The sequence below is a fragment of the Longispora albida DSM 44784 genome (assembly GCF_000379825.1).
GTDB lineage: Bacteria > Actinomycetota > Actinomycetes > Mycobacteriales > Micromonosporaceae > Longispora > Longispora albida.
This window is the reverse complement of the sequence record NZ_KB903813.1, coordinates 835,723-846,900: the sequence shown is the minus strand read 5'-3', so window position 1 is coordinate 846,900 and position 11,178 is coordinate 835,723. Positions and strand designations below refer to the sequence as shown.

9 protein-coding genes are annotated in these 11,178 nt (G+C 71.8%); 6 read left to right on the top strand and 3 right to left on the bottom strand.

Annotated features, from left to right (window positions below; all coding sequences use genetic code 11):
- Positions 1 to 146 precede the first annotated feature (146 nt).
- From A3G1_RS0104040 to A3G1_RS38085, 3 genes are read left to right on the top strand one after another with little or no spacing between them, the layout of a single operon-like run.
- Entirely contained in the window at positions 147 to 965 is an 819-nt protein-coding gene (locus A3G1_RS0104040; protein WP_157640884.1) for a hypothetical protein, read from the top strand.
- Between the two features lie 47 nt (positions 966 to 1,012).
- The gene (locus A3G1_RS0104035; RefSeq protein ID WP_157640883.1) at positions 1,013 to 1,615 is read left to right on the top strand and encodes a DUF4352 domain-containing protein; all 603 of its coding nucleotides are present in this window, start codon (positions 1,013 to 1,015) and stop codon (positions 1,613 to 1,615) included.
- Positions 1,612 to 3,390 (top strand): RCC1 domain-containing protein, encoded by a 1,779-nt coding sequence (locus A3G1_RS38085; protein WP_018348180.1) that lies wholly within the window; start codon positions 1,612 to 1,614, stop codon positions 3,388 to 3,390. The genes A3G1_RS0104035 and A3G1_RS38085 overlap by 4 nt, the downstream gene beginning before the upstream one ends.
- A 49-nt stretch (positions 3,391 to 3,439) precedes the next feature.
- Here A3G1_RS38085 and A3G1_RS0104025 read toward each other — a convergent pair whose 3' ends face one another.
- Genes A3G1_RS0104025 through A3G1_RS0104015 form a run of 3 tightly spaced genes read right to left on the bottom strand, consistent with a single transcriptional unit; the run spans position 3,440 to position 7,254 of the window.
- Positions 3,440 to 4,777 carry a hypothetical protein gene (locus A3G1_RS0104025; protein ID WP_018348179.1) on the bottom strand — a complete coding sequence of 446 codons (1,338 nt, stop codon included), beginning with the start codon at positions 4,775 to 4,777 and terminating at the stop codon, positions 3,440 to 3,442.
- 38 nt (positions 4,778 to 4,815) lie between these two features.
- Complete coding sequence (locus tag A3G1_RS41615; RefSeq protein ID WP_051110400.1) at positions 4,816 to 7,026, bottom strand: M23 family metallopeptidase; 2,211 nt, start codon at positions 7,024 to 7,026, stop codon at positions 4,816 to 4,818.
- A gap of 18 nt (positions 7,027 to 7,044) precedes the next feature.
- Positions 7,045 to 7,254 carry a hypothetical protein gene (locus A3G1_RS0104015; RefSeq protein WP_018348178.1) on the bottom strand — a complete coding sequence of 70 codons (210 nt, stop codon included), beginning with the start codon at positions 7,252 to 7,254 and terminating at the stop codon, positions 7,045 to 7,047.
- Positions 7,255 to 7,484: 230 nt separating this feature from the next.
- Between A3G1_RS0104015 and A3G1_RS0104010 the strand changes: the two genes are divergently transcribed.
- Genes A3G1_RS0104010 through A3G1_RS0104000 form a run of 3 tightly spaced genes read left to right on the top strand, consistent with a single transcriptional unit; the run spans position 7,485 to position 11,151 of the window.
- Positions 7,485 to 8,798 carry a right-handed parallel beta-helix repeat-containing protein gene (locus tag A3G1_RS0104010; protein WP_211216204.1) on the top strand — a complete coding sequence of 438 codons (1,314 nt, stop codon included), beginning with the start codon at positions 7,485 to 7,487 and terminating at the stop codon, positions 8,796 to 8,798.
- Positions 8,795 to 10,102, top strand: coding sequence for a hypothetical protein (locus A3G1_RS38075; protein ID WP_018348176.1), 1,308 nt, complete (start codon positions 8,795 to 8,797; stop codon positions 10,100 to 10,102). Before A3G1_RS0104010 ends, A3G1_RS38075 begins: the two co-directional genes overlap by 4 nt.
- The gene (locus tag A3G1_RS0104000; RefSeq protein ID WP_018348175.1) at positions 10,099 to 11,151 is read left to right on the top strand and encodes a Dyp-type peroxidase; all 1,053 of its coding nucleotides are present in this window, start codon (positions 10,099 to 10,101) and stop codon (positions 11,149 to 11,151) included. The genes A3G1_RS38075 and A3G1_RS0104000 overlap by 4 nt, the downstream gene beginning before the upstream one ends.
- Positions 11,152 to 11,178: the final 27 nt, after the last annotated feature.

The following is an 11,178-nucleotide window of genomic DNA, read 5'->3' as shown; positions in this document are numbered from 1 at the left end:
TACCGTAAATACATAAAATTAAGGTGCATCTCGATCAGCGAGGCTATGCTCGCCACTTTTCCCCAGACAGCTCCTTTCAGCACTATCAGTGGATGAAATCCCCCGAACCTAAGTTTTCTGCCCAATTGCAGCGCCATAATCCGGTCATGCGGATCGCGCGGGTGACAGCAGTGATGTGCGCTGCTGCTTGGGGGATATTTCCGGCCGCACCTCTGTCCGCTGCCGATGGCAGCGGGGTGAGTGCGGCGCTGAGCAGCACGCCCTTCGGCGCCAGGGCCGGCGAGCGGGTGACCCACAAGATCCTCATCTCGTACCGGGATCCGCTGCCGCCCAGCCCGATCGGGCTCGACTTCACCAGCACGGCCGTCCTCGACAACATGACCGTCACGTCGAGCCAGGGTGGCTGCCAGCCGCTCGGCGTGCACGAGGTGCGCTGCGAGCTGGGCAAGCTGACCGCCGGCTCCACTCCAGACGTCACGATCCAGGCGACCGTCGGCCGGGAGGTACCGAAGGGCGGCGTCATCCGCAACACGGCCATGCTGCGCAGCGACAAGGGCGCGGAAGGCGAGGCGGCCGTCAACGGGTACCTGCTGAGCGCCGAGCCGGACAACCAGGCGGTCACCCGGATGACCCCGCCGCCGGCCCCGCCGTCCTCGTCACGGGTCACGTCGTTCGCCCAGCTGGTCGACATGCCGCCGCCGGTGTCACTGGCCGCGGCGGTGCTGCTGGTCGGGACTGTGTGGATCACACGGCGCCGGTTCCGGTACGAGCCACGGCACCGCGCGCCGCGCGGCCTGCGCGCGCTGTTCAGCCGGGAACGGGCCACCGAGGAGATCCCCGCCTGGCCGGTGAGCGCGGTCATCACCCGCCAGCGGCCCGGCCGTCACCGGCACACCGCGGCCGGGCGGGACCTGGGGCGCGCCCAGGTCCAGGGGGCCCCGATGCCCGCCATCGCAGACCACTAGCGGGACTTTTCACCGAAACATCACTAAACCTCCCATTGCTGCCTACAGTGCACAGAGAACTGTGCAGCGACGTGGAGGTGGTGGTCGTGACCAGCCAGCAGACCGAGGAAGCCGTACCCCGCCCCGCAGGCCCGGACCAGCCGGGAAGACGCCCGCTGGCCGCCCCCAGGCTGTGGCTCCTCGCAGGCGGGGCGGCTGCCGTGCTCGCCGGAGCCGGAGCCTGGGTACTGTTCGCCGGCGGAGACTCGGACCGGACCGTCACCGACGGCCCGCTCAGGATGACGGTGGGCGAGGTGAAGTGCGGGCAGGGCGAGCTGGTCAGGGATGGCAGCAGGCGCTCGCCCCTCGGCCAGTACTGCACGGTCCGGCTCACGGTGGAGAACACCGGCCAGCAGCCCGCACGGCTGCCCGAAGTGGAGCAGCGCGCCTTCGACAGCACCGGCCTGGAGTACCGGCCGGACCTCGCGGCGGGACTCCTCGCCGAACCGCCGGCCGAGCACCACACGTTCACCAGCCTGATCAAGCCGGGTGCGAAGGTCTCCGGCACGCTCGCCTACGACCTGGCCCCGAAGGCCGGGCTGCACCGGCTCGTCCTGCACGCCTCCGCCGGATCGGCCGGGGCGAAGGTCATCCTGAAGGGGGAAGCGTGACAGTACACAGTGGTCTGTCCAGGCTCCGGCTGGCGGCACTGCCCCTGATCGTCCTGGCCGCAGGGCTGGCGATCCCGGCCGGCCCGGCCCAGGCCGCCGAGCCCCGCGTGGCCAAGGTGCTGGGCTACTCCAACCGGTGGGCGCAGTCCGACAGCGAGATCCGGGCCGACTTCGTGCTCGCCGTCGCCAAGGGCGAGAAGCCCACCAGCGTGCGGTACTCCTTCAACTCCGACGGCAGGTTCGACACCGAGGCCCGCCTGGCCACCCAGCCAGGAGCCGACAACCAGTACCAGATCGTCAGCACCACCCCGCGCGGCGACACCGACCTGCTGACCATCACGCTCCGGGGCGGCCTCGGGCCGGGAACCGGCTGCGCCGCGAGCCCGAAGACCTACCAGCTCGGCGTGCAGGTCACCATGCCGTCGGGCACCGTGACCCTCCCGTCGCTGCCCAGCTGGGCCTTCGCCGACGACAGCTGCCCTGGGGAGCGCCCGGCCGCCCGGCTGCCCTACGACAACGCCTGGTCGAGCCCCGACGGCAACAGCCAGGACGGCTACGGCCACATCACCAGCACCGGGAAGATACCCGCGAACACGTTCGTCGTGGACGCCGTCAACCCGAACTTCGGCAACCAGGCCGACTGCGGGGTGACGGACCGGGCCTACTACCAGCTGGTCCGGGACGACGGCAGGCCCAGCTCCGCCACTCCGGCCCCCGTCTCGGTGACCCTCGACCCGCACGGCAGGGACGACAGGACCAAAGCTGTGGAGCTGCCGGCCCTGGACCTGACCGGCAGCGGCCCCGGCTACTACCGGTTCCTGGTGTGGCCGCAGGCGCGCAGCTCCGTTGGCGTCACCGACTGCTCCGCCCGGAGCTGGAATCCGGCCACCGAGGACGGTTTCCAGGTCGGTTCCGTGTTCTACGACTACGATCCGAGCCTGCTGCTCGGCGGGAAGGTCGTGGCGTGGGGCAACTCGGCCCACGGCCAGAACGACGTACCGCCGCTCACCGACGTGGTCGCCGTGGCCGACGGTGGCTCGCACAGCCTGGCGCTGCGGCTCGGCGGCACCGTCGCCTCGTGGGGTGACGCCAACGCGAAGCCGCCGGCCGGCCTGACCGGAGTGCGGGCCATCTCCGCGTCCTGGTGCAGGCACAGTCTCGCCGTCAAGTGGGACGGCACAGTGGTCGCCTGGGGCGGGAACGCCTGCAACGGCATGGACGTCCCCGCCGGCCTGACCGGTGTGAAGGCTGTCTCGGCCGGCTACCACGTGAATCTGGCTCTCAAGAAGGACGGCACGGTGGTCGCCTGGGGCAGGGCCGGCTGCCCGGCGCTGACCGTGCCAGCCGGGCTGACCAACGTCGTCGCGGTCGCGGCCGGCAACGACTTCGCAGTAGCGCTGAAGGGTGACGGCACCGTGGTGGCGTGGGGCGACAACAGCCTGCACCAGACGGAGGTGCCCGCCGGGCTGTCGGGAGTGGTCGCGGTCGAGGCCGGGGCAGTCAACGGGGCCGCCCTCATGCCGGACGGCACCGCCGTCGGCTGGGGAGACAACACCGCCGGCCAGCTCGACGCCACGCGGGGCGTCACGGATCTCCGCCAGGTCGCCCTCGGCGCACTCAGCGTGTATGGCCTCAAGAACGACGGCACCGTGGTCGCCTGGAGCCCCTACTGCGGCGCGGACGCCACCCAGCCGCCGGCCGGGCTGAGGAACGTCCAGCGGATCGCGGCCGGCGACTGTCACGCCCTCGCCCTGGTGACCGGCGACTCCCAGTAACGCCGTCCTCCGGTGCCGTGACCCGAGCTGGGTCGCGGCACCGGAGGGGCTAGGACACTGAGCCGATCGGCGGGCGCCAGAAGGCCACCAGGGTCAGCAGGAGCAGCGCCCCGGTCAGCACCGGCCAGAACAGCAGGGCCGGCAGCAGGTTCTCCCGCCAGTGCAGGAAGCGGTACTGGGTGGTGGCGAACAGGATCGAGTTCACGGCCGTCGCCATGATCATGAAGTACATGACGAACGGGAACGACTCCAGGTAGACCAGCTTGGGCGTCTCGGTCGACGTGAGGATCGCGTTGTGCCGCAGTGCCACCACGAGCAGCGCCGACATCGCGAACGTGATCGTGGTCAGCGTCGACCAGCCCACGACGAGACGGCGCTCGCTGTCGGTCGTCGTGATGAACATGGCGGCGAAGACCAGGATCGCCACGAACGCCAGCGGCAGGACGGTCTCGGTCAGCGGGCCGCGGAACGACCGGTCGAAGCCGACGTGGAAGTACAGCTCCGGATACGGCTTGGTCTTCTTGTACGCGCCGTCGCCGAACGAGGAGTCGTAGTCGATCCTCACGTACGTGAACACCGAGTAGTGCGGGTTCCAGCCGGCCCGGGCGAAGCGCTTGTCGAGGCCGAAGACCCCGTGTGCCTGCCACGGCGGGTACGACTGGAGGTCCGGCACGAGCATCACGCCCCTGGCGAAGTCCGAGCTCCACATCCGCAGGCTGATGTCCTGCCGGTCGATCGGGTACTGGGCGTAGTCGAACTGGAGGCGGAACCGCGCGTTCAGGTACCAGCCGATCAGGGTCTCCGAGCCGAGATCCCTCCGGTACGCCTCGGTGAGGTTGCTGGTGCCGTGCGTCTCCGGCAGCGCGACGCCGATCGCGCTGGCCGGCAGGTCCTTCGCCACCCGCTGCCAGATGTACCCGGTGATCAGGACGTTGTTGCCCGTGTCGAACTCCATCGACTCGATGTAGACCCCGGTCGGCACCCGGCGCGGCTGCGGCCCGGGCGGCATGTTGTGCGCCAGGTACCAGTCGACGGCGGCGGCGGTCTCCATCTTCTCGCCGAGGATGCGCTCCCGGTAGTGGCTGTTGTGGACGATCAGCCAGATCCCGCTCATGCCGATGACGCAGCACAGGCTGAACGCCACAGAGGAGATCCAGTACCGGACGACGCTGGTGCCGAACGGCCGGATCACCAGGTTGGCCGTGAAGTACACGGCGAGCAGCCCCAGGATCACCAACAGGGCAGCGCCCCGTCCGCCGTCGTCGAACTGGCTCACCTTCGGGTTCTCACCGGCCCTCTCGAGGGCGATCACGAGGCCCAGGCCGGTGACCACGCAGCAGACGAGGTTGAGCCGTCGCAGGAGCGAAGCCCCCCAGCCGGCCTTCATCGCTCACCTCCCCGGCGTCTGTCCCCTCAGGATGGCCGTCACAGCCAGGGAACCGGATCCACCGGCTGCCCGGCCAGCCGCACCTCGAAGTGCACGTGCGGCCCGGTGGACGCGCCGGTCGAGCCGGCCCAGCCGATGATCGCCCCAGCTCTGATCTCCTGGCCCGGCTCCACGCCGAGCCTGGACTGGTGCGCGTAGCAGGTGGTCAGCCGGTCGCCGTCCAGCTGGCCGTGGTCGATGCAGGTGAACAGGCCGTACCCGTCGTTCGACCCGGCCTGTGACACCACGCCTGCGGCCGCGGCCCTGATCGGCGTACCCATCGCCGCGTCCAGGTCGATGCCAGCGTGCAGCTGCCACCGGTGGTAGTACGGGTCGTCGCGGTCGCCGAAGGGGCTGTTCACCGTCCCGGGTACCGGGCGGAGGAGCTTGCCTCCGGTGTAGCCGGCTGCGGCCTGGGCCGACTCGGCCCGCCCGCCACGGGCCACGGCCTTCCTGGCAGGCTCGGCGGCGGCCTTCTTCAGCGCCTCCGTCTCGGCCTCCAGCCGCTTGAGTTCCGCGTTGTTGGAGGTGAGAGCCAGGTCGAGAGTCGCGATGCCGGCCTTGGTGTCCCGCAGCCGTTCCTCGTTCTTCGCCCGCTGCGCCTCCAGCCCCGGAACGGTCGCGAGCAGGCTGGTCTTGTCGGCTGTGGTGCGGGCGATCGTGTCACGCATGTACTGCGTCATGCCGACCACGATGTTCAGCAGCGCCGCCGACTTCGCACCGTCGGAGCTGGGCGGTTCGGCGCGCACCGGGCTGTCACCCTGCTCCGGTATCCGGTCGGGGAACGCCGGGCGGGCCGGGCCGGGCCCCGCTGGCCGGGCAGGCTTCTCCGGCGCGGCGGCCGGGGCGGCTGGCGCGGCGGGCTTGGTGGCCTGGGCAGGCTTCGCCGGTGGTACCGGTGGCGGCGGCACGTCCCTGCCGGGTGCGGCCCGCCCGGGAGCTGGCTTGGCCGGTGCCGCCGGGGGTACGGCTGACGGCGAGGCCGGGGCCTGCGCGACCGGGCTCTTGCTGGCCGGCGGAGGCACGCCGGGGCTGGCCGGGCCGCTGGGTTGCGGCGAAGGAGCTGCCGGAGCGGAAGGCACGGCCGGCGCTGGCGTTTCCACCGGAGCCGGAGCCGGAGCAGCGGGCACCGAGGCGGCTGGAGCTGCCGGGGCCACCGAGGCCGGCGGCTCGGCCGGTGCCGGTGCCGGTGACTGGACAGGCGCAGGCTCAAGCGACGGAGCCGGCGGGGCGGGCGGCGGGGGCGGTACGGAACTGTCCTGAGGGGACGGTCCCGGTGCCTCGACCGCCGTGATCGGGGCCCGGCCGCCACCGCCACCCGACGGGGACGGCTCCGGAGTCGGCGTACTGGTCGCCAGCGCCGGGCCGACGACGAGGCCGAGGAGCAGCACGGCAGCCGCCGACGCCGTACCCCAGGACACCGCCCGGTCCGAGACGAGCTTCGGCGGGCCGTTCCGCGCGTGCCGCCAGCGCTGTACCGCCGCCTGGCGGTGACGCGGCTGCCTCCTGCGGATCCAGATCTCGTGGATGGCGAACGCGGCGACGCCGGCCCCCAGTACGAGGAAGACAAGTTCTGCCGAAGAGAGCTGGTCGGCGGCTGGCGAGGAGATGTCGGCCTGTGCCATGCCCGTGATCGCCTTGCCAGCGCCGCCGCCCGGCTTGGGGGCCACCACGCCACCGGCGGCAGCTGCCGGAGCCGGAGCGGCCTGGCCGCCCGTGGTGATGACGTAGGCGTTGGCCGAGGAGTTGTCGGCGGTGTCCTTGTCCTTGGCTGCCACCACGCTGGCCACGTTGTAGACGACCGTGCCCTGCCTGGCCTTCTGGTCGACCTTGCCGGTGACAGTGATGACGACGGGTTCCGTGTCGGGCTTCGTGGTCTTCAGCAGGCAGCTGGCCGACCCGGGTAACACGATGTCGCAGGTGCTGTCCGGCCCGGTCGCGGCCAGACCGGTCAGCGCCACACTGGACTTGAAGGTGACCTGCACGCCCTGCTGGCCGGCCCCCGCAGCGCCCCGGACGGTGATCCGGTGGCTGGAGTCCTGCCCGGCCTGGGCGGCGATCGGCGTGCTGGCGAGCTGGACCGAGACGCTGGGCGGCGGGTCCTCGGCTACCGCGATCAGGGCGCCGAGCCCCGTGGAAGCCGTGACGGCGGTGATGACCGCCGCGAGGTACCAGCCGTGGGCCTGGCGGCCCAGCCGACTACGCGCCATCTGTCCCCTCCTCGCCCGTCAGGCAGCGTGCCTGGCCGATGACGGTTTCCCGTCGCTGCGTACCGCGATCCAGTTGCCTGCGAGCAGCTTCCAGAGCACCCGGAGCCGGACGGCCCTGCGGCGCAGCTCGGGAGCTTCCTTCTGCCGGTGCGCGCCGGAGACCCGGCGGTGTGAAGGGACGAGCCCGAGCCAGTGCTGACGTAACAGGTCGTTGGAGTCGCTGTTCATCGTTTCCTCCCCCAGGCAGTACCAACGACTGAGATCGTCGATACTTCAGCCAGTGTGCGATCTATTAATGGCGATGTTGGGGGTTCGACGGTAATCAGTACATTGGGGACTGTTTTCTGGTATCACACCGATGACCACATTGACCTGATATCTTTGGCCTAGTTTGGTAGGTTTGCTGCTTTTTTGAGGCTGCTTGACGGCAAGGGGTGGCGCGAAGTATGCGGTCCACGATGGCGATGACTGTCGTCCTGGTCATGGCCCTCGCGGGCTGTTCGGTATCCGATGAGGACCCCGCCCGCCGCCCGGCGGGCAGCGGGCCGGTGACCATCCGCGTGCCCGCCGACGCGGCCACCATCTCCGCGGCCGTCGGCGCGGCCCGGCCCGGTGACCTGGTGCTCGTGTCGCCGGGTGTGTACCGGGAGAAGGTCAGGATCACCCGGCCGGGCGTCACCCTGCGCGGCGCCGACCGGAACAAGGTCGTCATCGACGGCGAGGGCAAGCGCAGCGACGGGGTCGTCGTCACGGCCGCCGGCGTGTCGGTGGAGAACCTGACGGTCACCCGGCACCTGTTCAACGGGGTGCTGGTCACCGGCATGACCGACGAGTCGGGTACCGGGATCGGGCGGGGCAGCGACGGGTACCAGACGCTCGACCCGAAGCGCTTCCCGCCGGTCAGGGACTTCGCGGTGCGGTACGTGACGGCCAGCAACAACGGGCTCTACGGCATCTACGCGTTCGACGCCACGGCCGGCGTGATCGAGGACAACTACGCCTCGGGCGGCGCCGACTCCGGCTTCTACGTCGGGCAGTGCAAGCCGTGCGACACGGTCGTCCGGCGCAACGTGGCCGAGCGCAACGCCGTCGGCTTCGAGAACGCCAACGCCTCCGGCGGGCTGTACGTCGTCGGCAACCGGTTCACCGCGAACCGGGTCGGCCTGACCATCGCGTCCAACTACCAGGAAGCGCTGATCCCGCAGCAGCAGTCGGTGGTGGCCGGCAACCTGATCGGGTACAACGATCAGCAGTCCTCACCCGCGCACGCTGAAGGCGGCTTCGGGATCGGCGTCGGCATCTCCGGCGGCCGGGACAACCTGATCGCCCGCAACCGGATCGCCGGCAATCCCGCCGCGGGTGTCGTGCTGGCCTCGGCCGAGGACCTGGCACCGCTCGGCAACCGGGTCTTGGGCAACACGCTGGAGGGCAACGGCCTCGACGTGGCCTACGCGGCTTCCGCGCGTGCGCCGGGCGAACGCAACTGCTTCGACGGCAACTCCCCCGCCACCGAGGCACCCGCCGGGCTGCTGGCCGCAGCGCCGTGCCCCGCCGGAAACGCGAAGGGCCCCGGTGTGCCGTACCCCCAGCTCCGGCAGCCGGGCGGACTGTCGTTCCTGGAGGTTCCGGCTCCCCCGGACCAGCCCGGCATGCCCGATCCGGCGAGGATGCCTGCCCAGGTCAAGGTCCTGCCGCCGTCACAGGCCGAGATCGATTCCCTTCCGGTACCTGACGCGGCACTGTTCGCCGACCGGGCCGGAGCCTCGCGGTGAGGGCGCGGATCACGGCGGCGGTGCTCGTCATGGCAGCCTCAGCGGCCTCGGCGTGTTCGTCCGGCGACGAGCAGCGCCCGCTGAACACCGCCGAGGCGGAGCGGCTGGCCACTGTGCGGCTCGGCAACCACACCGACAAGGAGTCGGGCTTCACCGCGAAGCTGACCGACACAGGCAGGTCCGTCAGCCTGCGCGGCTGGATCGACTGGCGGCAGTCCCTCGTGTACGGGCGGCTGGAGGGCGGGGCGTCCGGCCTCGTCCAGTCCCGGCCTGGCGTCGTCGCGACGCGAGCCGGCCAGTTCGACAAGGCCCCGTTCCCACCACCGGCCGGTGACTGGAACGTCCGCCCGGCCAGGACGGGCGGCCGGATGGCGCTGGACACCGTGCTCGCCGTGCTGTTCGAGCTGTCGGCCGACCGGCCGGAGAACCTCCAGCTGCTCCAGCAGAACGGTGCCGCGTGGCTCCGCGAGGACAAGGTGGGCGGTGTGGACGTCGACGTGTTCCTCGGCCCCCGCACGGCCGGCCCTGGCGGCCAGACGCGCGCGCCCGGCGAGGGACTGCGGTACTGGGTCGACGACGGCGGCAGGCTCCGCAGGCTCGAAGCCAGGGCGGCCGGCGAGCCCGTCACGATCGACTTCGACCGGGGCGACCGGCCGGCCCTGACCGCCGTCCCGGTACTCGGCGGCAAGCCGGTCACGCCCCGGGCCGTCACGGACGCCGAGGCGGCCGCCCTGGCGGGCATCCGGTTGCGCGCCCAGCAGCAGCGCGGCGCGACGCTCGCGGTGACCATGCCCGCCAGCGACGTGACCACACTGTCCGCGACCGGCTGGGTCAACTGGCCAGCGGCCCTCGCCCAGCTGTCGGTGACCCAGCCGGCCCCGGCGCTGATGCGGGCCACCCCGTCCGGAGCCATGGTCCTCAACGGCACGCACGACCCGCTGCACCCGCCGGCCAGCGGCTGGGTGTCGAGCAGCTGGGAGTCCCGCGCCGACCCGAAGCTCGGCCCCGGCGAGCTGGACGTGCTGCTCCGCCGCCTGCTGGCCCTGAGCAGCGCGCAGGCCGACGACCCGGCGGCGATGAAGGCCGGGGCCGCGTGGCTGCGTTCCGACACCGTGGACGGCCAGCCCGCGGCGGTCTTCGAGATCCCCGAGCCGGACGAGGCGAAGGCCCAGCCGGGTGACGCCCGGTTCCGGTACTGGATCGGCCCGGCCGGTGACCTGCGCCGGCTGGAGCTGCGTACCCGGGCGGGCGCGATGGCGATCCTCGACCTCACGCCCGGCCAGATCCCCCAGGCGGGCTCGTGAACGTGCCCCGCCGGTCGCTCCTGGCCGGCGCACTGGGCGTCGCCGGGCTCGCTGGCTGCCAGGCCTCCGGTACCTTCGTGCCCGCCAGGGCGATCACGCACACCGGCGGTACCCAGGCCGGGATCGACCGGCCGGCCCCGCAGCCGCACGCCGACCTCGGCGTCTTCGACGTCACCGGGCGGCCGGGCCAGGTGCTCGGCGGCCTCGGCGACCTGGTACTCGCGCTGACCTCTGGCTCGCACCCGCGGCTGGCCGGGCTGCCGCCTGGCGACCTGACCGTCACGGTCGGAGCCGGCCCGCGCCTGGTGTCCGCCGTGGACCCCGAGCTGCCCGGAGCCGTTGACCTGCCGGTGTTCGAGCGTGAGGCGATCACGCACCCCTGCCGGGGCGGTGACCTCATGGTGCAGGTCCGGGGCACCGACCAGCTGGCGGTGTCGCTGGCGTCGGCAGCTCTGTCCACAGTGGACGGAGTACAGCTGCGCTGGCGGCAACGTGGCTTCCACGCCGAGCGCAACCTGCTCGGTTTCCTCGACGGCACCGAGAACCCCCGGGGCCCGGAGGAACTGGCCAGCGAGGTGTGGCTCGCCGGGCCGGGCCGGGTGGCCGGCGGCACCATCGCCGTGATCCGGCGGCTCCGGCTCGACCTGGCGGGCTTCGCCGCCCTGCCCGTCACCCGGCAGGAGGAGATCATCGGGCGCCGCAGGGCCGACGGCGAGCCGCTGTCGGGGGGCGGCACGGTGAGCCTCGCGGCGAAGAGCGCCGACGGCGAGTACCTGATCCCGCCGACGGCGCACGTCCGGCGGGCACACCGGCTGGCCACGGGCAGCGGGATGATGCTGCGGCAGGGGTACAGCTACGACAACGGGTGGGACGACCGGGGGCTGTTGTTCATCTCGTACCAGCGGGATCTGCGCACTTTCACCGCGACCCAGCACCGCATGGACGAGGGCGACGACCTGATGGCCTTCACGACCTGCACCGCGAGCGGCACCTTCCTCGTGCTCCCCGGCTTCGGGCCCGGCGCACCCCTCGGGGGGACCCTGTTCTGACCACGGAACGCGCGGCCGGGGAACTCC

What these genes read in the sequence shown, in the direction of transcription:
- A3G1_RS0104040 (WP_157640884.1), top strand. Translation starts at nt 147, where the DNA reads ATGCGGATCGCGCGGGTGACAGCAGTGATGTGCGCTGCTGCTTGGGGG.
- A3G1_RS0104025 (WP_018348179.1), bottom strand. Translation starts at nt 4,777, where the DNA reads ATGAAGGCCGGCTGGGGGGCTTCGCTCCTGCGACGGCTCAACCTCGTC.
- A3G1_RS41615 (WP_051110400.1), bottom strand. Translation starts at nt 7,026, where the DNA reads ATGGCGCGTAGTCGGCTGGGCCGCCAGGCCCACGGCTGGTACCTCGCG.
- A3G1_RS0104015 (WP_018348178.1), bottom strand. Translation starts at nt 7,254, where the DNA reads ATGAACAGCGACTCCAACGACCTGTTACGTCAGCACTGGCTCGGGCTC.
- A3G1_RS0104010 (WP_211216204.1), top strand. Translation starts at nt 7,485, where the DNA reads ATGGCGATGACTGTCGTCCTGGTCATGGCCCTCGCGGGCTGTTCGGTA.